Source organism: Neobacillus drentensis (genome assembly GCF_036962765.1).
Taxonomy (GTDB): domain Bacteria; phylum Bacillota; class Bacilli; order Bacillales; family Cytobacillaceae; genus Neobacillus; species Neobacillus drentensis_C.
This window is the reverse complement of the sequence record NZ_JBALOS010000002.1, coordinates 114,078-136,322: the sequence shown is the minus strand read 5'-3', so window position 1 is coordinate 136,322 and position 22,245 is coordinate 114,078. Positions and strand designations below refer to the sequence as shown.

The following is a 22,245-nucleotide window of genomic DNA, read 5'->3' as shown; positions in this document are numbered from 1 at the left end:
ATCTGTGTCTGCTCCGGCTCCGTTCGCTTTGGCTTTCGCCGCTGCTGCTGCCTTTGCTTTCGCTGCCGCCGCTGCTTTTGCCTTGGCTGCTGCTGCCGCTTTCGCCTTAGCATCATCTCCGGCTGGAGCGCTATCGCCTTCGCCTGCGTCGTCTGCTTGGGCTCCGCCTGCGAGTTCCATCGCCTTACGCTTCGCCGCAGCCGCCGCTTTCGCTTTCGCCACCGCTGCTGCTTTTTTCTTGGCGAGATCGTCACTGTCATCCGCTGCGGTCGCTTCAACTGGTGTGGTTTCTTCTGCTGGGGCCGTACCGCCTGCAAGTTCCATCGCTTTTCGTTTCGCTGCGGCTGCCGCTTTCGCATTCGCCACCGCTGCTGGTGCGGTCGCCTCAACTGGTGCGGTTTCTTCTGCTGGGGCTGTACCGTCAGCTTCTTCCATCGCTTTCCGTTTCGCTGCTGCCGCGGCCTTCGCCTTTGCTACCGCCTCGGCCTTTCTCTTCGCGAGATCATCTGCGTCATTTGCAGGTGCTGGGGCTGGCGTTTCAGCATTAACAGGCTCCACTGGTGTTTCTTCTTGCTTCGATGCCGGTGCAGCTTCCCCTGCGGCCTTTGCCGCTCGTTTCGCAGCCGCCGCCGCCTTCGCCTTCGCTACCGCTTCCTTCTTTAACTGCTCAAGATCTTTTTCCCCACTCATTGGTTAGATCACCTTCTTCCCAGTCTTCGCTTCATAGCGAATCTTTTCCTTTAATTTATTGATTCCATAAATTAAAGCCGCTGGGTTTGGGGGACATCCAGGTATGTACACATCGACAGGAACGATTTGGTCGACTCCCTTAACGACGGAATAAGACTTCACATACGGCCCACCTGCTGTCGCACAAGAACCCATCGCAATGACCCATTTCGGCTCAGGCATTTGGTCATATAATCTTCGTAAAATTGGTGCCATCTTCTTTGTCACAGTTCCAGACACAATCATACAATCCGACTGGCGCGGTGACGTCCGGAAAAAGGAACCCGAACGGTCCAAATCATAATTCGCTCCGCCAACACCCATCATTTCAATCGCACAACAAGCCAGACCAAATGTCACTGGGTAGATCGAACTGCTTCGGGCCCAAGCTTTAATTTGCTCTAGCGTAGTCATAAATACATTTCGCTGTAACTCGGCCATTTCTTGTTGTGAAATGCCATCAAGTTTTAATTCCATCGTAGCACCTTCTTTTTCCAGGCATACACAAGACCAATTAATAACATAATAACGAAAATCAACATCTCGATCAGTGCAAAAATCCCTAATTTATCATAGGCCACTGCCCACGGATATAAAAACACGGTTTCTACATCAAAAATAACAAACATTAGGGCAAAAATATAATAGCGGACATTGAACTGCACACGGGAATCGTGAAATGGCTCAATACCGCTCTCATATGTGGTATACTTCGCAGCACTCGGTTTATCCGGACGGAGAAGCTTACCTAAATATAACGCCACCACAGGCAGCAGCACTCCAAGACATAGAAACGCAAAAACAATCAGATAATTATTCTGATATACATTTAGAAGTTCCATGTCCATCCCCTCCAATGTTGTAAATTTTCATACTAATGAATATTGTAACCGAATTCATTATAGCATTGTTACAAACCCGTGTCGACAAACCAAATTCATAAAAATTGGAATTCTATCGCCGCAAAAATTCCCCATTTTTAGGCTCTTGAGAGCTCGCTCTCAGAAGAGACTAAAAATGGGTAATTTTTGCAAGCTGCAGCGAAGCGGAAGCGCAATGTGCGGTAGCACATGGCGATAGAATTCCAAATTACACCGCACTCGGTAGTCGACACCGGTCCCCCCCTTGAGCGTTTGCGTGATCTCGCAGAAAAGCATCCTTGAATTTCATCAGAGATGACGCAAAAGCGAACCTGACAAACTTAATTCAGTGAGAGGATTTTAGCACACGTGATCTGGAGCGTTAGCGGAAGATGACGTGCCTAGCCAAGATTCGCAAGAACCAACCATTCAACACCTAATAAATTCGACAACAACCCCTATTTAACATCAAATTGTGAACAATGTCAGTGAGATTTGTCATAAAACCTTCACCTAATCTTCCCCTAACTATATTCTTCTAAAAAAGTAAATTACCAAACCACCCAATAAAAACAATCATGCATTAGTCAACATGTCCCTCTACAATCATATTCAATCACCTAAAAATCATGCAAAATTCCAGAAACAAGTCCTACCACCAACTTAAAAATTCAAAATAAAGGCCGAAGGCCTGCAACCAAAAGCAAACCTACCAGAAAAGCAATCAAGTAAGCCCAAAACCTCAAAAATTACCTATTTAAATAAAACAACCTTCCACATTATTACCTAATAGCCAACATTAATTCCCTCACTCCTATTAAATCGGCCCACTTATCCTCTTAAATTAAAACTTACTCCGATTCTCAAAGTTTACTGTCCACTCCTCCAATACACCCTAAAACCCACACAAAAAGCCAGTCGAAAGACTGGCTAGATAATTGTTTTTCTATATTTGTATTAAAGTAGTACCTTTTTCAATGTCCCTTCTCATTAGCTCACTAACTTATCATCCACTATCCTCATAATACTGCCCACTCCCCAATACACCCTCAAGCCAAAACAAATAGCCAGTCGAAAGACTGGCCAAGTATCTTCCACAACTATTTTTCCCAACCAACACCCCACCAACAAAAAAAAACCCTCCAACAGCAATTACTTGCCACCAAAGGGGTTTTAATATAAATACTATCTTCTTTCCGATACGGCGAGGCGATTGATGGCACGTTGCAGGGCCAGCTCAGCACGTCTGAAATCGGTATGCTCGGCGTGATGATCCTTCATACGTTGTTCTGCACGTTCCTTCGCTTTTATAGCACGTTCCACATCAATTTCAGAAGCAAGTTCCGCTGATTGAGCTAAAATCGTCACTTGATCAGGACGGACCTCTAAAAATCCACCACTAACCGCGACATAATCCGTTTTACCGCCTTTTTTAAGACGAACAGACGTAATTTCCAGCGGGGCAACCAACGGCATGTGACCTGGAGAAATCCCTAGGTCACCACTTGTTGCCTTGGTACTTACCATTTCTACATCTGATTCATACACCGGGCCATCGGGAGTAACAATACTGACTTTAATCGTCTTCATTTTTTACCCTCCAGGCTCAGTTTAGACCTCAACGCCCATGCGTTTTGCATTCTCAAGCACGTCTTCAATGCGTCCAACAAGACGGAACGCATCTTCTGGAAGGTGGTCGTACTTACCTTCAAGAATGTCTTTGAAACCACGAACCGTTTCCTTAACAGGTACATAAGAACCTGGCTGGCCAGTAAACTGCTCAGCAACGTGGAAGTTTTGAGATAAGAACACTTGGATACGACGCGCACGTTGTACCGTTAACTTATCATCATCACTTAATTCGTCCATACCAAGGATCGCGATAATATCTTGTAACTCTTTATAACGTTGTAAAGTTGATTGTACTTGGCGGGCTACATTGTAGTGCTCCTCACCAACAATATCAGGTGACAATGCACGAGATGTTGAAGCAAGAGGATCCACCGCTGGGTAAATACCCATCTCAGAAAGCTTACGCTCAAGGTTTGTTGTTGCATCTAAGTGAGCGAATGTTGTAGCCGGAGCCGGATCCGTATAGTCATCGGCTGGTACATAAATCGCTTGGATCGATGTAACTGATCCTAAGTTTGTAGATGTAATACGCTCTTGTAATTTACCCATCTCAGTTGCAAGCGTTGGCTGGTAACCTACCGCAGATGGCATACGGCCAAGTAGCGCGGAAACCTCAGAACCTGCTTGCGTGAAACGGAAAATGTTATCCATGAAGAACAACACGTCTTGTCCTTGCTCATCACGGAAATACTCAGACATAGTCAAACCAGTTAAAGCAACACGCATACGTGCGCCAGGCGGCTCGTTCATTTGTCCAAATACCATCGCTGTTTTCTTGATAACGCCTGAATCTGTCATCTCATGATAAAGGTCATTACCTTCACGTGTACGCTCACCAACACCGGCGAATACGGAAATACCACCGTGCTCTTGTGCGATGTTGTTGATCAATTCTTGGATTAATACCGTTTTACCTACACCGGCACCACCGAATAGACCGATCTTACCACCCTTAATATAAGGAGCAAGTAAGTCTACTACTTTAATACCAGTTTCAAGAATTTCTACTTGTGTAGAAAGATTTTCAAATGTTGGTGCTTCACGGTGAATCGAATCACGGCGCTCAGTTGCTGGAATTGCAGCATCAAGGTCAATCGTTTCTCCCAATACGTTAAATACACGACCAAGAGTAACATCACCAACTGGTACAGAAATTGGTGCACCAGTATCTTCAACTTCTATTCCACGAGTTAAACCATCAGTCGTTGACATCGCAATCGTACGAACCGTATCATCACCTAAATGAAGAGCTACTTCAAGGGTAATGTTGATCTCAACTTCGGAAGCATTACTCGCTTTACTTGAAATTTTCAACGCATTATAAATCGCAGGCAGATGACCGCTTTCGAACTTAACGTCAACTACCGGACCCATAATCTGAAGAACGCGTCCTTTGCTCATCGTTTTCCCTCCTAACTTACTCTTTCGGATCTTTTGATTAGCTAAAAGCCTCTTTTTGAAAAAAGAACCTATAAAACTCACCTTATAAGTATCCGATTTAAATGGAGTCGGGAACGACAAAATCATTCCCTCAACCAAAACTTATCAAGGACCCTAAACAGGGTTCATTTTTAAAAAATAGTTTTATTCAAGCGCTGCCGCACCGCCGACGATTTCCGTGATTTCTTGGGTAATCGACGCTTGACGGGCACGGTTGAAGACTAACGTATAGTGATTAATTAGTTCTTTCGCATTATCGGTTGCATTTCTCATTGCAGTCATCCGAGCAGCGTGCTCGCTCGCTTTGCTGTCTAGTAGAGCGCCGAAAATCAAGCTCTCAGCATATTGAGGCAGGAGAACTTCTAAAATTTCTTCTGCAGATGGCTCAAATTCATAGGAAATGAGCTTGTTAGAAGCGGTTAAATCCGTTAGTGGAAGGAGCTTCTTCTCTTCAACTTCCTGTGAAATGGCACTCACGTAATGGCTGTAATAGACATATAGTTCATCAAATGTGCCATCGGCGAACATTCCAACGGTTGCACGGGTAATGCCTTGAATGTCAGCAAAGTTCGGCTGTGCTGGAATCCCAATTGATTCAAGCACTACATTCATGCCGCGCTTGACAAAAAAGTCACGTGCTACACGTCCGATAGCGATGATCGCGAATTCATCATTTGATTTATGACGGTCTTTGATTGTTTGACTTACACGACGGAGCACGTTGCTGTTAAATGCACCAGCAAGTCCGCTGTCAGAAGTCATTACAATATAACCGGTTTTCTTAACAGGTCGAGATGTCAGCATAGGATGATTTACTCCGCCTGAGCCAATTGCAATCGAAGCTGTCACTTCCTGGATTTTCTCCATATAAGGAACGAATGCTTTTGCATTCACGACGGCACGATTCCACTTCGCAGCAGAGGTCATTTCCATTGCTTTCGTTATTTGACTCGTCTTTTTCGTTGAATTAATACGAGTTTTTATCTCACGTAATGAAGCCATAGGTTCTCACCACCCTTTTTCAAAGAATGTCTGGTGTGGCGCGCGGCACCATGTGAATTTTTCACACAGTGCCTGACACCGACACCGTTCTAAATGTCAGACCCTATTATTCGGAAACTGCAAACGTCTTTTTGAAGGCGTTGATTGCAGAAGCCATATCGTCATCAGAAGGAAGATCCTTCGTTTTTGTAATATGGTCTAACAACTCTTTGCGGTTGTGGTCTAACCAATTAAGGTATTCTGATTCAAAACGACGTACATCCTCTAATGGAATATCATCAAGGAAGCCGCGTGTTAATGCGTAAAGGATTGCAACTTGCTTTTCAACTGAAAGTGGCTTGTGAAGGTCTTGTTTCAGAACTTCAACTGTACGAGCACCACGATTAAGTTTCGCTTGCGTTGCTTTATCTAAGTCTGATCCAAACTGAGCAAATGCTTCTAATTCACGGTAAGAAGCAAGGTCAAGACGTAAGGTACCAGATACCTTCTTCATTGCCTTGATTTGTGCAGATCCACCTACACGTGATACGGAAAGACCAGCGTTGATCGCCGGACGTACACCGGAGAAGAATAAGTCAGATTGTAAGAAAATTTGTCCATCAGTGATCGAAATAACGTTTGTTGGGATATACGCTGAAACGTCGCCCGCTTGCGTTTCAATGAACGGAAGCGCAGTGATGGAACCAGCACCAAGTGTATCGTTAATTTTCGCTGCACGCTCTAGTAAGCGGCTGTGTAAGTAGAATACATCCCCTGGATATGCTTCACGACCTGGAGGACGACGAAGCAGCAAGGAAAGCTCACGGTATGCAGCAGCCTGTTTAGAAAGATCATCATATACGATTAAAACGTGTTTGCCAGCATACATAAACTCTTCAGCCATTGAAACGCCCGCATATGGAGCTAAGTAAAGCAATGGAGCAGGTTGTGATGCAGAAGCTGTTACAACGATTGAGTATTCTAATGCGCCGTATTTACGTAGTGTTTCAACGGCGTTACGAACTGTCGATTCCTTTTGACCGATCGCAACATAGATACAGATCATGTTTTGACCTTTTTGGTTCAAGATGGTATCGATCGCAACAGATGTTTTACCTGTTTGACGGTCACCGATGACTAACTCACGTTGACCACGTCCGATTGGCACTAGGGCGTCAATCGCTTTAATACCTGTTTGTAATGGCTCATGAACGGATTTACGAGCCATAACGCCTGGAGCAACTGCTTCCACTGGGCGTGTTTTTGTTGTATTGATTGGACCCATACCATCAACTGGTTGTCCAAGAGAGTTAACAACGCGTCCGATTAGTTCCTCACCAACAGGAACCTCCATGATGCGTCCTGTACGGCGAACCTCGTCACCTTCCTTGATTTCAGTGAAAGGTCCAAGAATGATAATACCAACGTTATTTGCTTCAAGGTTTTGTGCCATACCCATAACGCCGTTTGAAAATTCAACAAGTTCTCCAGCCATGACATTGTCGAGGCCATGAACACGTGCGATACCGTCACCGATTGAGATAACTGTACCGACATCAGTTACTTGAATTTCCGCCTGATAGTTTTCAATTTGCTTTTTTATCAGGGCACTAATTTCTTCAGCTTTGATGCTCATGAGTTTCACCCCTAATCTTTCGAATCTAGCTTAACAATTTGCGTTCTAAACGATCAAGTTTACCTCTTAATGACCCGTCATATATACGATTTCCAATGCGGAGGCGGATGCCGCCAAGCAAGTTGGAATCTACGATATTTTCGATTTTTAGTGACTTTTTGCCAATTTTAGCAGCAAAAACAGACGAAATTGCTTCGCGTTCTGCATCAGTTAAAGCACGTGTGCTGTAAACTTCAGCCTCAGCAATGCCCATCTCTTCGTTTGCTAACTCTAAAAATTCATTTGCCAAATCAATGATTTGGTCTTCACGGTGGCGGTCGATTAAGATCAACAGTGTATTCAGTACATTTACATTAACTGATGAGAAAGCAGTCTTAATAATCTCTTTTTTCTTTGCAAGTGAAAGCTTAGAAGAATTTAAGATGGCTTTTAGTTCAGGATTGTATTGTACAACTTCCTTTACTACACGAAGTTCTTCTTCAATAACTCCGAGCGAGTCAGTCTCTTTCGCAATTTTTAGAAGAGCCAACGCGTAGCGCTTTGCTACCATAGAGTTGCTCATCGCTCTTCTCCTGCCTCTTTAATATATTCGTTAATGAGTTGGTCTTGATCTGCTGCAGTGATTTCTTTTTCAATTACTTTAGAAGCAATCAATACAGACAGAGACGCAACTTGTTCACGAATCGCGGCAACTGCTTTTTCTTTTTGCTGCTCAATTTCAAGCTTCGCTGCTTCTTTCAAGCGGTCAGCTTCAGTGCGTGCCGTTGCGATAATTTCTTCACGTTGAATATCGCCTTGCTTTTTCGCACTTTCAATTAAGCTTTGTGCATCATTTCGCGCTTCTTTTAAAAGATTTCTTTGTTCTTGTAAAATCTTTTCTGCTTCTAAACGGCTGTTTTCTGCCGCGCCAATTTCGTTACCAATATGCTCTTCACGTTGTTTCATGATGCCCATTAATGGACCCCATGCAAACTTCTTGAGCAAGGCTAACAAAACAATGAATACGATGAGCTGGAAGAAGATATCTCCAGTATTAATGTGGCCGCCGCCTTCTGCAGCAGTCGCTAATACAAAACTGTTTGTTAACACCCTCGGTTCACTCCTTTCAAGAGTTGCTTAACGATAGAAAAAACACATAAATGAATGGCGAGGATTTGTTGATCATCGCCACTGGAATTTCCCTAATATTATCGGTTTAATACCATGAACGCGATAACTACCCCGATAATCGGTAATGCTTCAACTAACGCAACCCCGATAAACATTGTTGTTTGTAGTAAACCACGATGTTCTGGTTGACGAGCGATACCTTCTACTGTGCGTCCTACGATTAGACCGTTACCAATACCTGCACCTACTGCTGCTAAACCGATTGCGATTGCTGCTGCTAAAACACCAATTGATCCTGTCATTACTTTTTTCCTCCTTAAATGTATGAAACATAAATTATTTTTTTATTTTGTTCATAATTATGAACGGTATATTATTAATGGTCGTGACTCACTTTATGAGCCAAGTAAACCATTGTTAACATTGTGAAAATATAAGCTTGGATGGTACCAACGAAAACAGAGAACCCTTGCCATACCAATGTCAGTGGAATCGCTGCGATGGTGCCGGCAATGCCTTGATGCGCTAAACCTGTTGCTAATAGTGATAATAGCAACTCACCCGCGTAAATGTTACCATATAGACGCAGACCAAGAGTCAGCGTATTGGCAAATTCCTCAATGATTTTCAAAGGGAATAAGAATTTCATTGGAGCGAAGAAACCTTCTCCATATCCTTTTACACCTTTTAGCTTGACGCCATAATAATGGGATAACCCTAAAACCATGACTGCTAGTGTTAATGTGATGATTGGATCTGCCGTTGGTGATTTCCACCAAAGCTTTTCATCAATCACGATTGCAAATGGAAGACCTAACATATTGGATACAAAAACATACATAATTAATGTAATTCCAAGGATGTGGAATCTCCCGCCATCTTTCCAATCCATCGTGCTATTGATGATCCCTTTAACAAAATCCATTACCCATTCAAAGAAGTTTTGCATCCCCGTAGGTTTCATTGCCAACTTCCGTGTAGATAGGACAGCTATTAAGAAAACGATTAAACTAGCAACCGTAATCATCAGCATATTGGCGCCATTAAACCAAAGACCCATAAATTCAAACTCTGGAACTTCATGATGCATGTAAACTCACCTCGCTTCCGCTTCATTTATGTACATGCAAAGCATGGTAAAAATAATCTATCATAATGACAATATAGGATGTCATTAATCCTATCACTAAGGAAATCATGTTGAATTGCTCTGGATACTTTAAGGCGATTAACGCAGCAATTCCAGCCATCGCCATCCGTGAGAGCGACCCTAAGGATTTAGGTTTCTTGCCCTCTGTTACCTTTTTATCAAAACTTTCCGTCTTTCGTACCAAGAGCCACAGGTTCAGATAACTGAAGCATGTCCCAAGAATTAGTCCTAAAAACACGGTTTGAAAAGATGTGAACCCCCAGCCGAGAACATAAATGGACAACAAGTAAAAAATCCATTTGCGCTGCCTGTTGTACATGACTCTGAAATCTGGCATAGTTATTTATCTCCTGAATAGAAATGGCGGATTGAAAGAAGCATGGAATAGGTGCCCGCAGCAAGACCGATGAGCAGTCCGATTATTAAGAAAATTGGTTCGGTACCCAAATGACGATCCAGCCATCTGCCTGAGAAAATACCTATTAGAATGGAACCTACTAATTGGGAGACAATTGCGGACATTAAAGCCATAGCTTGTAATGGGTTGCGGTTGTTTTGACGCATTTAAACACATCCTCACTCTAAAGAGAATGCCTAGCGGGCAAACTTAAAAATTCATAGACAAAATGCTATCTTTAGATAGATTTATTTGCATGAAAACCCTATCATTTATACCCTTTGTAAGCATACAATAGCGTCCTGTCAATGTCAATGTGTTTACGTGAATTATACCACAAAGTATTTCCTCAATTTTTTCCCAATTCACTTTCTTACTTAACACTCTTATTGTAGTGGAAATTGTGAATGAATTTTGGTCAATTTGTGTCTATTTTGTGAACATTTTATTTTGGACTATAAGTATAATTTTATGACCCGTCATTATGGTGTATAATGAAAGGTCATATTTTTGTGGGATTGTGTTATTCTTGTGTTTTTTCGATCGTGATCATCCGTTCGATAAAATCCTCCTGATTTGCTTTTTTTGCAAAAACCTTTATTAAATAGGTGCCGTCCTGCGGAATCTGTTCTTCTGGGATATCTCGGCGAATCAGTCCTTTTTTCACATTGGTGATTGTATCTAAAAAGCCGACAAATCGGTAATCCTCCGGGTTAAATAAGGCAATTCCAAACTCCTCGGCCCCGCCCGGCAAATAGACCTCATAGCGGTACTGCCCTAATTTGTCTCCATTCGTAAAATCAAAGCCCATCACGCGCGGGTAGTTTGGCTCCTCCAAAACATACAGATAAGGAATCCGGATCGTTGCCGCGCCGGCCTCAAGTTTTAGGTAGCCGTCATGAATTTTCCCTTTAAACACCTGTGGGTCAACCGTTAACTCGACAGTAATGTCTTTCGTCTGCTTTGGTTTTAGCGTAAACCAGAGCGGCAGCCGCCATTTTAGTCCATCTACTTGCGGCGGGATATTGAACGTATAACGCTGGGTACGTGAACTCGTATTTTCAACATGAAGATAGGCTTTATGAATGTCGCTCTGCTCGGTAAATTTCCCAAACCGGATACTGCTCGGCGAAACGAGTGTGGTCGCCTTGATTGCTTCATCCACTTGGATGCGGCCGGCCCCCTGCTCAAAGGTGCGGTAGTAGACGGGAGGGCGCTCAGTCTGGCCGTGTATGGATGCGGTACGGCCTGCCGTAGGTGACTTGGCGAGCGGTTTTGCCGTATTCATTAAGGCCGCCTTGATTTGCTCCGGCGTCCAGTCCGGATGGGCCTGCTTGATTAGCGCACAGGCCCCGGCAACATGCGGTGCGGCCATGCTCGTCCCCTGCAGTGACAAATAGCCGCCCGGTATCGTCGAATTGATCGCTACACCAGGTGCGACAATATCCGGCTTAATCTCCCACGTTCCAGTCACAGGGCCGCGCGAGCTGAAGTCGGCGAGCTGGTCCCGCTCTTCGCTGACCAAGACTCTTGCCGATGCACTTTGTTTGTTTATTTCTCTTTGTAAAATAACTCCGTCACCCTTCGCGAGTGCTCCGACTGGGATGGTCAGCTGAGTATCCAGGTTTCCCATGAAGCGGCCGCCGCTCACATTATTGTAAATCAGCACCGCTTTTGCCCCCGCCTTTTGAGCATTCTCCGCTTTCTCTGAAAACGTTAGGATGCCTCGTTTGATAAGGGCAATCTTCCCATCGACATGTTTCAATTCGTCCGGTCTGCCAATGCCGCCATCGGCCATGTCCGCTGAGCGGTCAAGCGCCCACGAGGCCGAACCTTCCATCGGCTCAATTTGAAATTGTTCCCGACTTCTTTCTATTAATAAATAAGGTGTCTCAAGGGTTGGTGTGGAGGCCCCGACCGAAATCGCTTTGGAGGCTGTCCCTGGTGAACCGACGCTCCAAACACCTGGTCCCGAATTACCGGAGGCTGCCACCGCGACGATCCCGCGGTCGACGGCACGGTTAAGGGCAAGGCTGATTGGCATGTCAGGTCCGTTGATATCATTTCCAAGCGAGAGATTGACGATGTCAACCTTATCCCTGATAGCCTGATCAATCGCCGCAAGGACCTGCTCGGTTGTCCCGCCTCCGCCCGGCCCAAGGGCCCGGTAGGCAACAATCTTCGCCTCCGGGGCAACGCCTTTTATTTTTCCATTGGCCGCAATAATGCCAGCGACATGGGTCCCGTGGATGGTCGCCTTACCGAGGGCGAGCGTTTCCATCGGATCGCGGTCGTTGTCAACAAGATCGCGGCCGCCTGCATAGTTGCGCTCCAGGTCAGGATGGGTATAGTCAACGCCGGTATCAATGACCCCGACCTTGATCCCTTTCCCCGTCAGCCGTTGATTTTTTCGATCAAAAAGACTGCGGACTTCCTCCCCGCCAATCATTTCAACACTCTCCTCGGTTTCAGCCTGGTAGGTGATGACCGGCGAAACGTTGATGATTTGTTTCTGGCTGCTTCCGAGTTTGGCAAGTGTTTTGGCACTGCCCTTAACGGAAAAACCATTAAGTGCTTCGTGGAAAATACGGCGCAGTTTCACGTCTTTATATGGTTTAATGAGCTCCTGGATTTCTCGATCAGTGTGCGGTTTGTCCAGGATGATAATCGCCGTTATTTCATGGGTGTGTGTGGTGATGGAAGGATGAATGAGTATTTTGGGAGTTTGGAAAGTTAGCAGTAAGGCAAGTAGAAGTTTCATCAGCGGATTTCCCCTTTTTTCATATCGTTTTCATTGAGGGGGGAAAGTATGCATGGTGTCTTTTAGGTATATCCGTACCTTTTGTTTGTTTTTCACTATACATTTGGTGTGATGCTTGGGATGCGTTGATTCATATTATCTCGTGGGAACCGTGGATGCATTGATTTTATTTTTTCGTTTATCCACTAATTATCTCGTGGGAACTGTGTATTCGTTAATCTCCCTTTCATTGAGTGGGCACAGTAGCTGGTTTTTCGGAAGGGGGTAGATTGTCCCTCGTTTGGATCCTGAAGACGGGAGGTTGAGCGAACGCAGTTGATTCCCCGCAACAAAAGTGGAGTTAATCTGTAAAATAGACATTTTCCTCCAAAAACAAGGTTCTTTTTTCGAATCAGGTTTCACCTCCGATTCTATTTTCAGGTTCCGAAAACCCCTAAAAATCCAATTACCTCTTTTCATAAAAACCAAACAAAAAAAAGCCGAGATATCTCGACCTTTTTCCTATTTCGTACCAAACAACCGGTCCCCAGCATCCCCTAGTCCTGGAACGATGTAGCCGTGGTCATTTAATTTCTCATCTAATGCCGCGATGTAGATATCCACATCTGGGTGGGCTTCCTTAACAGCTTCCACGCCCTCTGGTGCTGCAATTAGACACATAAATTTAATATGTTTCGCGCCGCGCTTCTTCAGGGAGCGAATTGCTTCAACTGCTGAACCGCCTGTTGCCAGCATTGGATCAACCACGATGAATTCGCGCTCTTCCACATCACTTGGCAGCTTAATATAATATTCGACCGGCAGTAAGGTTTCAGGGTCGCGGTATAGACCGATATGGCCCACCTTCGCCGCTGGGATTAATTTTAAAATACCGTCAACCATTCCGATTCCTGCCCGCAAAATTGGCACGACACCGATTTTCTTACCGGATAATACCTTTGATTTCGCTGGGCATACAGGTGTTTCGATATCAATATCCTCAAGCGACAGATCTCTTGTGATTTCAAATGCCATTAGTGTGGCAACTTCATCGACAAGCTCGCGGAATTCCTTTGTTCCAGTGTTTTTATCACGTATGTACGTTAGTTTATGTTGAATTAATGGGTGGTCGAACACGAATACCTTGGCCACAATCATCGCCCCTTTTTTATTATTACAAACACTCCGTCTCATTTTACAGAAAAATAATTCAATGAGCAAATAGAAAACAGCCTTTTCAACTAGTTAGATTTTTCAAAAAAAACCGGCCCACTATCACTAGTTAGGCCGATTTCTTCGCTGTTTAATATTCTGGATAAAGGGTGAATTTGCTTGTTAAAGCATCGACGCGTTTTTGCGCTTCCTCAAGCTTCGCAACATCTTCATGGTTTTTCAAGGTAAACGCAATAATGGATGCAATCTCGTCCATATCCGCTTCACCAAAGCCGCGGCTTGTAACAGCCGCTGTTCCGATGCGGATTCCGCTTGTCACGAATGGACTTTGCGGATCAAATGGAATCGTATTTTTGTTCACTGTGATTCCAATTTCATCAAGGACTTTTTCTGCAACCTTGCCTGTCAGGCCAAGGGACTGCACATCCAACAATAACAAGTGGTTGTCGGTACCGCCTGAAACCAACTTCAAGCCTTCTTGTTGGAGACTGTCAGCTAAACGCTTGGCATTGGTAATAATTTGACCGGCATAATCTTTAAAGCTGTCCTGCAGGGCTTCGCCAAAAGCAACCGCTTTTGCGGCGATGACATGCATCAGTGGACCGCCTTGAATACCAGGGAAGATCGATTTATCGATTTTCTTGCCAAATTCCTCTTTGCAAAGGATCATCCCGCCACGTGGGCCGCGCAATGTTTTATGTGTTGTCGTGGTTACGAAATCTGCGTATGGAACTGGATTTTGGTGCAATCCTGCGGCAACAAGGCCAGCGATGTGCGCCATATCCACCATTAAGTACGCACCGACTTCATCGGCAATCTCACGGAACTTTGCAAAATCGATGGCGCGCGGGTAAGCACTCGCACCAGCAACAATCATCTTCGGCTTGTGTTCAAGCGCTTTGGCACGGACATCATCATAATTGATGCGGTGAGTGGTTTCGTCCACACCATATTCCACAAAGTTATATTGGACTCCACTGAAGTTAACCGGGCTGCCGTGTGTTAAGTGGCCGCCGTGGGATAAGTTCATCCCTAGTACGGTGTCGCCTTGCTCAAGAACTGTGAAGTAAACCGCCATGTTAGCCTGTGCACCTGAGTGTGGCTGCACGTTCACATATTCCGCACCGAAAATTTCCTTCGCACGGTTGCGGGCTAAGTCTTCGACCACATCGACATATTCACAGCCGCCATAATAGCGTCGGCCAGGATAGCCTTCTGCATATTTGTTCGTTAACACAGAGCCTTGTGCTTCCATGACTGCTTCGCTAACAAAGTTTTCTGAGGCAATTAATTCAATCTTAGAACGCTGACGACCTAATTCTTTTTGAATCGCTTGAAAAACTTGTTCATCCGCTTGCGGCAAATGCTTCATGACAAAAAATCCCCCTTATATGTAAGTGACTACTATTAACAATTTCGAAAATTCTTTTTTATTTTAGCATGAAACACCCTCAAATTAAAAGGGAAACATTTTTCGTATTTTAATTATTTTTTTTACTCGAATCGAGTGTTTCCATATATTTAAACTTTATTTTCCGAATGAAAATGTTTTTAATCACAATAACGTTCGTGTTTTGGTGAGACTTCATTTACTTCATCATAATTTACCAACTTAAATAAAACTTTAATAATGGTGCCTGACACCCAGGTTGTTTAAGAGCAACTCGAGTTTTCCTGATTCCGCTCGTATACGGCTCTTGCACCGCCGATCAGCTTTGGTCGTACTTTCGCCAGCGTGACGTGTGCCTGTCCAATGCTTTTTTGCGTGACGCGGACGGGGACAGCGACAGGTTTTAGATGCATTCCAATCAAGGTATTGCCGATGTCGATTCCGGCATCTGCCTTGATGAACTCCACCACCACCGCATCGTCGAGCGCTTGAAACGCATAGGTTGCCATCGCCCCGCCGGCTTTTCGGACCGGGACAACTGACACTTCTTCAAAATGCCTTGTCTCAGCAACGGCGCGTTCTACGACCAAGGCCCGGTTTAAATGTTCGCAGCATTGAAACGCCAGCTCCATTCCCGTTTCACTTTGAAACTTTTTCAAGCAGCGAAAAATCATTTCTGCCACTTCAACGGTCCCGGAGGTTCCGATTCTCTCTCCAATCACCTCACTGGTGCTGCAGCCGACCACGAGCAGCTGCCCCTTTTTAAAGGCTGCTTGTTCTTTAAATTCTGTTAAAATTGCTTCCAGCTCTTTTTCACACTCTTGAATCACAAGCCTTACCCTCCCCAACAGATTTCCCGTTCCACCATTGTAGAATTAAAGGTGCTTATCCTCGTATTCACCGATCTTTCCAACTCGGCCTGCATGGCGGCCGCCTTCAAATTCACCTGTCAGCCAGATTTGGGCAATATCACGGGCAAGACCAGGACCAATGACTCGTTCACCCATTGCTAACATATTGGAATCATTATGGGCGCGCGTTGCTTTGGCACTAAATGTATCATGGACCAAGGCACAGCGAATCCCTTTTACTTTGTTGGCCGCAATGCTCATACCGATGCCCGTACCGCAAATCAGAATGCCGCGGTCAAACTCGCCCTTCGCTACTTTTTCTGCGACAGGCAGTGCATAATCTGGATAATCGACAGATGTTTCACACTCACATCCAAAATCTTGATATTCAATCCCAAGCTCTTCAAGCAGGCTGGCAATTTCTTTGCGAAGATTAACCCCGCCATGGTCTGATGCTAATGCTACTTTCATGATAAACCCTCCTGTTATTCATTTTTTTATACGGTTTGGCCCCAGCACCCATCCAACGACGATCGGGTGCATCCGCTCTCCTGATTTATTTTGACATACCATTACCAAAATATAAAGAATGAAACCCAAAATATAAGCTCCCTTTCAGAAGAAAGAGAGCATTCCATTAACTATTACTTTAGTTTTCCAATCGCTTTGTCAATTAATGCATTTAGTTCCTGGAAAGTTTGTTCATACATGGACAAGGATCCGCCGTATGGATCGACCACATCGGAATGGAAGCCTTCCCCACTATATTCCTTTAGGGTAAACACCTTATCACCCATATCCGGGTATTGTTGAAGAATCGCCATCTTGTGTGAGGACGTCATCGTGAGGATGAGGTCCGCCCATGCGACTTCGTCACGGGTTAACAAGCTGGATCGGTGATTATGGGCGATCCCATTGTCATCGAGAACCTTTTTCGCATATGCGGATGCCTCACTGCCGGTCGCTGCATAGATGCCCGCCGACCTCACTTCGACCCTATCCAGCTGTTTATTTTTCAAAATCGCTTCGGCCATCGGACTCCTGCATGTATTTCCTGTGCATACAAACAAAATGCGCTGCAATGTGTGTACCTCCTCCTTGCAAGTTCTTATGTAAGGCTATTATCGCATAGATTGTTATTTTTCGTATCAATTCATCAACCCGTATAACTAGATTCTTCGTGGCATCTTTTCGTAAGAACCTTTGCGAAAATTGCCTAGAAACTTAGTAAATGGCCCTAATAAAGCTCCAAAAGCAACAAATTTTACGAAAAGAGCCTATGTAATAACTAGCTGCCTTTATTTTACCATAGGTATGCCGCGGATTTCTCCATTACAAGAATGGGGCGAGGAGCTTTAATCCGAAGGCAAGGAGAATCGCGCCGCCCAGCGCTTCACTATAAGACCCCATCCAGCCCTGCATCTTTCGGCCCAGCAATAGTCCAAACCATGTTAGCACGGTTGCCATGATGCCAAAACAGATGATCACCATAATCGTTTTCGCTCCGTAAATACCTAAGGTCAGTCCAACCGAAAAACTATCTAGGCTTACGCTCAAAGCAAAAAGCACCAGGCCAAAGCCAACTGGGGAAATGACCTTCTCGTCCCCTTTTTTAAGGGTAGACCAAATCATTTGCACACCTAGTAAAATCAGCAGAAAACCACCGATAAATGTCGCAAACGTACCAAACTTCTCTGATAAAAATTTCCCAGTGATTAAACCCAAAAGCGGCATCCACACATGGAATAAGCCGATCGTGATCCCGATATTAAAAATTTTCTTAAGCCGAAGTTTGTACATTCCCATGCCAAGTCCGACCGAAAATGCATCCATCCCTAGTGCAAACGCCATTAACATCAAAGTTACTAATTCGCTAATCATTTCAGACATTCGGACTCCGCCTCCTTGGACTAACTACCCTAGCATATGCACGTCCAAACTATTTTAGAAGTCATGTTGGAGAACTGGAATCCACCCACCCAATTCCAAAGGTTGTTACCATTTTGGGGAGCTGCACATGGTGCCTGACACCCAAAAAACAAACAAAAAAAACCACCAGCCCCCTTTTAAAAAGGAGAAGTCTGGTGGTTATTCTGTAATCAGTTTATTTCCCGCCGCCTTTTGAAGGCGGTTCATGATGGCATTTCCGACACCCGTGTTCGGAAAGATCTCACTATAAATCACATCAACTTGTTCGAGATTAAATTTTCGTAATGTATCATAAAGCGCAGCAGCTACCGTCTCCAGCTCCGCCCGTTTCCCGCACGTGAGCACCACATCCGCCTTGAACAGTTCGGCATTCTCTTCCGTCGTCAGTACCCCGACCCTCAATGCCTCCTGCCGCTTTTCGTCCACCAAGTGCTGGAGGAATTTTGTGGTGCCTGACACCATATAAAGCGGTGCATTGGGAGCGTAATGGCGGTATTTCATGCCCGGTGCTTTCGGCCGTGCCCCCTCATCGGTTAACGCAGCATCGACCTGAACTTCGCCCACAACCGACACAAGCTGCTCTTTCGTTACCCCGCCTGGCCGTAAGATAACAGGAATTGCCTCCGTGCAATCGATCACCGTTGATTCGACCCCAATTCCTGTCGGCCCACCGTCAATCACACCAGCAATTTTCCCATTTAAGTCGTCCAAAACATGGTCGGCATTTGTTGGACTCGGTTTGCCCGAGCTGTTCGCACTCGGGGCAGCGATTGGCAACCCACAGCTTATCAACAGCGCCAGTGCAACAGGGTGATCCGGCATCCTCACAGCAACCGTCGCCAAGCCTGCCGTCGCAGTTTCAGAAAGAACGCCTTCCTTCTTTTTAAAAATAATCGTCAGCGGTCCCGGCCAAAAAGCCTCGATTAACTGTTCCGCCTTCTCAGGAATTTCATCCACAAACGTGCTCAGCTGACTTTTTTCTGCAATGTGGATAATCAGTGGATTATCACTCGGCCGTCCCTTCGCCGCAAAAATCTTCTTCACTGCCACATCGCTTTTCGCATTCCCGCCAAGGCCATACACCGTCTCCGTCGGCAATGCGACCACTTCGTTATCCCGCAAAAAATTCGCTGCATCCACAACTTGTGGATTATTTTCAAGTTTATCCACATACTTATCCACTTTCCAGACTTTCGTATTCATCGTTATCCACCTTTATCTCAAACGAGTCTACTAGCGAAATTTGGCGAATTTAGTCACCTAGACTCATATTTTTCACTCAATACGTTTGAAAGTATAAAAGAAGGTGGGCATAAATACAAGTGTTATCCACAAATTGTGCACAACTTCCTTAAAAAAGTGGATAACTTTGTGGATATATCCACAATTATAATGAAAATTTCAAAAATAACGAGTTATCCACATTTAAAACGTGTCGAATATGCTCTGAGTGATAAAATTCGCTAGGTAATTCTTCCCGCTCGACTCTCTGAAAGCCCATTAATTCAAAAAACGGTAAGGCTACGCTCTTATTTGTTGCCAAAAACAAACCTTTCATCCCTTTTTCTTTCGCTAATTGCACCATTTGATCAAATAGAACGAAGATTTCCTTCTCAGCTTGTCCAGGTGTGACCACAAGTGAGCGCAATAGGCCGAACTCCGTGAACGCCTCCATCCCAAGCGAGCCCTTTAAGATCCCGTCCTCATTCTCTAGCAGTAAAAAATAGTCAATCGTCTCATCGGTTAATCCATCCGTTCCCAGTTTCGCTCTCGTTAAAAACTCTCGTAAATTGCCCAAATCTTCTTTTTTAGCCCTGCGAATCAATGCCTGCATCCCATCCACCTCTTTTTAAGATTCTACTCTATGAATATGGATGAGCTAGAAAAAATAGAACCGCTAGAATCGGAAATCTAGTAAAATTTATTCTTAAAACGAAAAAACCAGCTCCATGCTTGGATCTGGTCTAGTTAAACATCTTTTCCCACATTTCTACCACGAAAAACTTCACTTCTACCGGCTTCTCATCTTCGGCAGTATACACAGGCGCCTCGTTTTGAGCCACTGTCACCGGCACTTCCTCTTCTATTTCTAACTCATTGAACACAGGGCCTTCTTTTTCACTCAGCCTTTCCGTCTTCTTCTCTACTTCTTTCTTCTCTGCTTCTTTCTTCGCCTTCACAGTTTCATGCTTCACTGCAACTTCTTCTTGTGCGGTTTCTACAGCCGCTTTATCCTCAGACTTATCCTCAACCTTTACCTCTTTTACTCCATCATCCGCCAGGCCCGTTTCCTTTTTAACCTTTTCAACCTTGTCCTTCTGCTTTTCCGTACTCACCGTTTTCGCCTTCGCCTTCTTCTCTTCAAATCCATCACTCACAGCAACACCATTTGAAAAATCAAGAAAGCATAATGGTGGATAAAGCACACACCACCAGTTCGCACCTTCACCTGAACCTAATGTAATCAAGATGGCTTGATACTCTCCGGCCGGATATAAATATTGACCATATAATTTCGTTGGAAACTGAACCTTGCCAAATTCGACCTTCACCGATTGTGTTGACCCTTGCTCACGGACAACTCTTTCCGAAATCGCTTGAATTTCAGGAAGCTTTGAATTGATGACGGTTCTTGCTTTTTCCATTGACGTTAAATCCTGTACCCACAGTGTAATCTGTGCATTAACCGCATCACGCACTTTCCGCTTAATCGCTTGATCCTTTTCAAAATCACTATTCGCAAGAATCCGGAGCCGAATCGCTTCCCCTGGAATCACAATCGATTCCTTCGCTGCTGCTTCCGTCTTCGGCATATATAAACTCAACATCGTCCCTAATGATAAAACGATTAGATATCCCCAAACCACAAGTTTACTTTTCAATTCGAGCACCGTCCCTTCGATATCTTCATTTTGGACAAAATGCCAGAATCTTAAACTATTAAAATTTGATATTTTTCAAAGATTTGCGGTGAATGCCCTTCCATATAAAAGGGAACAATCGAATTATATGGTAAAATAAGAGAACAGGCTTTTTTTAGGCTAGGTTAAAGCTTATTGTTGATTTNNCGAAGACTCCTGCGGGAGGCTCCTGCGGGAGGCTCCCCGGACCGCCCGCGGAAAGCGAAGCGTCTAGAGCGGAAATCAACAGGCAAGTTTAACAGACCCTATTTTTATAATTAATCTCATGAAAATGGAGCACAAAAAATGAATCAGCCCAATTCCAAAAAAGTAGATTTAAACGTTATTTGTGTGGACGATTGCGGAAACGCCCCCAAAAAAGCCCATCTTAAAGAATTTAACATCGCCTTTGTCCAGAACGATCTCACATATTTAGCTGACAGCATCACTGACGATTTTCACTGGAATATCATCGGTCAACACCAGATCCAAGGCAAAGACAAGGTCCTCGCAGTCCTGAAACAAAACCAGAATAATCAAGTAACCGAACTTGAGATCAGCACCATCATCACGTATGGCTATCATGGGTCCGTTAACGGCACCTTGCTAATGGAAAATAAGCAGAAATATTCGTTCTGTAACGTATACACCTTCGCCAGTTCACGTAATAACGCCAAAATAAAAGAGTTGTCTTCTTATCTAATTGAAGCATAAAAAAACGCTCAGAGCCAATCAGCCTCTGAGCGTTTCTATTGATATTCTTTAACACTTCCACGTTTTTTATTCGTTCGGCAACCCAGGCATAAGCCAAAGCTTATAGCCAGAGCTTAGACCAGAATTTAAGCCCCGAAACCAATCTCCGCAAACACCATCCGGTCCCTGCCATTAATATCATTAACAATCTCCACCTTGGCATTTGCAAACGCCTCTCGGAAAAGCTCCGCTACCGCTTCGCCCTGACCTGCCCCAATCTCGAACCCAACCAGCGCGCGCTTCTCTAGCACACGTGGCAGCTCAACCATAAAGCGGCGGTAAAAATCCAAACCGTCCGCGCCTGCAAACAACGCCCGGTGCGGTTCATGTTCCGTCACAACCTCCGACATCGTCGAGATATCCTCAAGCGGAATATAAGGCGGATTGGAAAGAATCACATCAAACCGGGCCCCGCTCTCCATAAACGGCCCCAGCAAATCCCCCTGCAGGAACTCCACCTCCGCCCCAAGCCGTTCCGCATTCTCCCGCGCCACAGCCAACGACGCCTCCGCTATATCAGTGCCTGACACCATTAACACTGGCCTCATAGGACTATTGGTGCCTGACACCATTT

The 22,245-nt window shown here is 44.8% G+C and carries 24 protein-coding genes and 1 pseudogene; 1 reads left to right on the top strand and 24 read right to left on the bottom strand.

Going from position 1 to position 22,245, the window contains the following annotated elements; translation table 11 throughout:
- The 23 genes and pseudogenes from V7137_RS01020 to spoIIR all read right to left on the bottom strand — a co-directional run.
- Window positions 1-690: pseudogene (locus tag V7137_RS01020) on the bottom strand (NADH-quinone oxidoreductase subunit C); the annotation flags it as partial.
- A 3-nt stretch (window positions 691-693) separates the two neighbouring features.
- Window positions 694-1,206 (bottom strand): NuoB/complex I 20 kDa subunit family protein, encoded by a 513-nt coding sequence (locus V7137_RS01015; RefSeq protein WP_088090195.1) that lies wholly within the window; start codon window positions 1,204-1,206, stop codon window positions 694-696.
- Window positions 1,197-1,571, bottom strand: coding sequence for an NADH-quinone oxidoreductase subunit A (locus V7137_RS01010; RefSeq protein ID WP_218347041.1), 375 nt, complete (start codon window positions 1,569-1,571; stop codon window positions 1,197-1,199). Before V7137_RS01010 ends, V7137_RS01015 begins: the two co-directional genes overlap by 10 nt.
- 1,203 nt (window positions 1,572-2,774) lie before the next feature.
- Window positions 2,775-3,179, bottom strand: a complete 405-nt coding sequence (locus V7137_RS01005) for a F0F1 ATP synthase subunit epsilon (RefSeq protein WP_335696347.1) — start codon at window positions 3,177-3,179, stop codon at window positions 2,775-2,777.
- Between the two features lie 21 nt (window positions 3,180-3,200).
- Entirely contained in the window at window positions 3,201-4,622 is a 1,422-nt protein-coding gene (gene atpD / locus V7137_RS01000; protein ID WP_335696346.1) for a F0F1 ATP synthase subunit beta, read from the bottom strand.
- Window positions 4,623-4,805: 183 nt separating this feature from the next.
- Window positions 4,806-5,663 (bottom strand): ATP synthase F1 subunit gamma, encoded by an 858-nt coding sequence (gene atpG / locus V7137_RS00995; protein ID WP_335696345.1) that lies wholly within the window; start codon window positions 5,661-5,663, stop codon window positions 4,806-4,808.
- A 106-nt stretch (window positions 5,664-5,769) separates the two neighbouring features.
- Window positions 5,770-7,278: a F0F1 ATP synthase subunit alpha gene (gene atpA / locus V7137_RS00990; RefSeq protein WP_335696344.1), complete on the bottom strand. Its 1,509-nt coding sequence runs from the start codon at window positions 7,276-7,278 to the stop codon at window positions 5,770-5,772.
- Window positions 7,279-7,303: 25 nt separating this feature from the next.
- The gene (locus V7137_RS00985) at window positions 7,304-7,840 is read right to left on the bottom strand and encodes a F0F1 ATP synthase subunit delta (RefSeq protein ID WP_335696343.1); all 537 of its coding nucleotides are present in this window, start codon (window positions 7,838-7,840) and stop codon (window positions 7,304-7,306) included.
- Window positions 7,837-8,367, bottom strand: a complete 531-nt coding sequence (gene atpF / locus V7137_RS00980) for a F0F1 ATP synthase subunit B (RefSeq protein ID WP_335696342.1) — start codon at window positions 8,365-8,367, stop codon at window positions 7,837-7,839. The genes V7137_RS00985 and atpF overlap by 4 nt, the downstream gene beginning before the upstream one ends.
- 98 nt (window positions 8,368-8,465) lie before the next feature.
- Window positions 8,466-8,690: a F0F1 ATP synthase subunit C gene (atpE, locus tag V7137_RS00975; protein WP_088090203.1), complete on the bottom strand. Its 225-nt coding sequence runs from the start codon at window positions 8,688-8,690 to the stop codon at window positions 8,466-8,468.
- Between the two features lie 74 nt (window positions 8,691-8,764).
- Window positions 8,765-9,478, bottom strand: a complete 714-nt coding sequence (atpB, locus tag V7137_RS00970; RefSeq protein WP_335696341.1) for a F0F1 ATP synthase subunit A — start codon at window positions 9,476-9,478, stop codon at window positions 8,765-8,767.
- A 22-nt stretch (window positions 9,479-9,500) separates the two neighbouring features.
- The gene (locus V7137_RS00965) at window positions 9,501-9,875 is read right to left on the bottom strand and encodes an ATP synthase subunit I (RefSeq protein WP_218347033.1); all 375 of its coding nucleotides are present in this window, start codon (window positions 9,873-9,875) and stop codon (window positions 9,501-9,503) included.
- 2 nt (window positions 9,876-9,877) lie between these two features.
- Window positions 9,878-10,102 carry an AtpZ/AtpI family protein gene (locus V7137_RS00960; protein ID WP_218347032.1) on the bottom strand — a complete coding sequence of 75 codons (225 nt, stop codon included), beginning with the start codon at window positions 10,100-10,102 and terminating at the stop codon, window positions 9,878-9,880.
- A 356-nt stretch (window positions 10,103-10,458) separates the two neighbouring features.
- Complete coding sequence (locus V7137_RS00955; protein WP_335696340.1) at window positions 10,459-12,696, bottom strand: S8 family serine peptidase; 2,238 nt, start codon at window positions 12,694-12,696, stop codon at window positions 10,459-10,461.
- Between the two features lie 501 nt (window positions 12,697-13,197).
- Complete coding sequence (gene upp, locus V7137_RS00950) at window positions 13,198-13,827, bottom strand: uracil phosphoribosyltransferase (RefSeq protein WP_335696339.1); 630 nt, start codon at window positions 13,825-13,827, stop codon at window positions 13,198-13,200.
- 151 nt (window positions 13,828-13,978) lie between these two features.
- Window positions 13,979-15,220 (bottom strand): serine hydroxymethyltransferase, encoded by a 1,242-nt coding sequence (gene glyA / locus V7137_RS00945; protein WP_335696338.1) that lies wholly within the window; start codon window positions 15,218-15,220, stop codon window positions 13,979-13,981.
- Between the two features lie 281 nt (window positions 15,221-15,501).
- Window positions 15,502-16,068, bottom strand: a complete 567-nt coding sequence (locus tag V7137_RS00940) for a TIGR01440 family protein (protein WP_335696337.1) — start codon at window positions 16,066-16,068, stop codon at window positions 15,502-15,504.
- Window positions 16,069-16,113: 45 nt separating this feature from the next.
- Window positions 16,114-16,560 carry a ribose 5-phosphate isomerase B gene (gene rpiB / locus V7137_RS00935; protein ID WP_335696336.1) on the bottom strand — a complete coding sequence of 149 codons (447 nt, stop codon included), beginning with the start codon at window positions 16,558-16,560 and terminating at the stop codon, window positions 16,114-16,116.
- A 173-nt stretch (window positions 16,561-16,733) separates the two neighbouring features.
- On the bottom strand, window positions 16,734-17,171 hold the full coding sequence (locus V7137_RS00930; protein WP_335696335.1) for a low molecular weight protein arginine phosphatase: 438 nt from the start codon (window positions 17,169-17,171) through the stop codon (window positions 16,734-16,736).
- 250 nt (window positions 17,172-17,421) lie between these two features.
- On the bottom strand, window positions 17,422-17,979 hold the full coding sequence (locus V7137_RS00925) for a manganese efflux pump MntP (RefSeq protein ID WP_335696334.1): 558 nt from the start codon (window positions 17,977-17,979) through the stop codon (window positions 17,422-17,424).
- Between the two features lie 198 nt (window positions 17,980-18,177).
- Entirely contained in the window at window positions 18,178-19,221 is a 1,044-nt protein-coding gene (locus V7137_RS00920) for an L-threonylcarbamoyladenylate synthase (protein WP_335696333.1), read from the bottom strand.
- A 184-nt stretch (window positions 19,222-19,405) separates the two neighbouring features.
- Window positions 19,406-19,852, bottom strand: coding sequence for a GNAT family N-acetyltransferase (locus V7137_RS00915; RefSeq protein WP_335696332.1), 447 nt, complete (start codon window positions 19,850-19,852; stop codon window positions 19,406-19,408).
- A gap of 130 nt (window positions 19,853-19,982) precedes the next feature.
- Window positions 19,983-20,900: a stage II sporulation protein R gene (spoIIR, locus tag V7137_RS00910; protein ID WP_335696331.1), complete on the bottom strand. Its 918-nt coding sequence runs from the start codon at window positions 20,898-20,900 to the stop codon at window positions 19,983-19,985.
- Window positions 20,901-21,224: 324 nt separating this feature from the next.
- Between spoIIR and V7137_RS00905 the strand changes: the two genes are divergently transcribed.
- A complete protein-coding gene (locus V7137_RS00905) occupies window positions 21,225-21,632 on the top strand; it encodes a hypothetical protein (RefSeq protein WP_335696330.1) in 408 nt (135 codons plus the stop codon).
- A gap of 125 nt (window positions 21,633-21,757) precedes the next feature.
- Here the strand turns inward: V7137_RS00905 and V7137_RS00900 are convergent.
- Window positions 21,758-22,245: methyltransferase domain-containing protein (locus V7137_RS00900; RefSeq protein ID WP_335696329.1), on the bottom strand; the 488-nt coding region annotated here is incomplete at its 5' end.

Excerpts from the sequence above, each read along its gene's own strand:
- V7137_RS00925 (WP_335696334.1), bottom strand. The coding sequence starts at position 17,979 with ATGTCTGAAATGATTAGCGAATTAGTAACTTTGATGTTAATGGCGTTT.
- V7137_RS00905 (WP_335696330.1), top strand. The coding sequence starts at position 21,225 with ATGAATCAGCCCAATTCCAAAAAAGTAGATTTAAACGTTATTTGTGTG.
- atpA (WP_335696344.1), bottom strand. The coding sequence starts at position 7,278 with ATGAGCATCAAAGCTGAAGAAATTAGTGCCCTGATAAAAAAGCAAATT.
- rpiB (WP_335696336.1), bottom strand. The coding sequence starts at position 16,560 with ATGAAAGTAGCATTAGCATCAGACCATGGCGGGGTTAATCTTCGCAAA.
- V7137_RS00955 (WP_335696340.1), bottom strand. The coding sequence starts at position 12,696 with ATGAAACTTCTACTTGCCTTACTGCTAACTTTCCAAACTCCCAAAATA.
- atpG (WP_335696345.1), bottom strand. The coding sequence starts at position 5,663 with ATGGCTTCATTACGTGAGATAAAAACTCGTATTAATTCAACGAAAAAG.
- atpD (WP_335696346.1), bottom strand. The coding sequence starts at position 4,622 with ATGAGCAAAGGACGCGTTCTTCAGATTATGGGTCCGGTAGTTGACGTT.
- glyA (WP_335696338.1), bottom strand. The coding sequence starts at position 15,220 with ATGAAGCATTTGCCGCAAGCGGATGAACAAGTTTTTCAAGCGATTCAA.
- V7137_RS00960 (WP_218347032.1), bottom strand. The coding sequence starts at position 10,102 with ATGCGTCAAAACAACCGCAACCCATTACAAGCTATGGCTTTAATGTCC.
- V7137_RS00965 (WP_218347033.1), bottom strand. The coding sequence starts at position 9,875 with ATGCCAGATTTCAGAGTCATGTACAACAGGCAGCGCAAATGGATTTTT.
- V7137_RS01015 (WP_088090195.1), bottom strand. The coding sequence starts at position 1,206 with ATGGAATTAAAACTTGATGGCATTTCACAACAAGAAATGGCCGAGTTA.
- V7137_RS00920 (WP_335696333.1), bottom strand. The coding sequence starts at position 19,221 with ATGAATACGAAAGTCTGGAAAGTGGATAAGTATGTGGATAAACTTGAA.
- V7137_RS01005 (WP_335696347.1), bottom strand. The coding sequence starts at position 3,179 with ATGAAGACGATTAAAGTCAGTATTGTTACTCCCGATGGCCCGGTGTAT.
- atpE (WP_088090203.1), bottom strand. The coding sequence starts at position 8,690 with ATGACAGGATCAATTGGTGTTTTAGCAGCAGCAATCGCAATCGGTTTA.
- V7137_RS01010 (WP_218347041.1), bottom strand. The coding sequence starts at position 1,571 with ATGGAACTTCTAAATGTATATCAGAATAATTATCTGATTGTTTTTGCG.
- V7137_RS00985 (WP_335696343.1), bottom strand. The coding sequence starts at position 7,840 with ATGAGCAACTCTATGGTAGCAAAGCGCTACGCGTTGGCTCTTCTAAAA.
- atpB (WP_335696341.1), bottom strand. The coding sequence starts at position 9,478 with ATGCATCATGAAGTTCCAGAGTTTGAATTTATGGGTCTTTGGTTTAAT.
- V7137_RS00915 (WP_335696332.1), bottom strand. The coding sequence starts at position 19,852 with ATGCAGGCATTGATTCGCAGGGCTAAAAAAGAAGATTTGGGCAATTTA.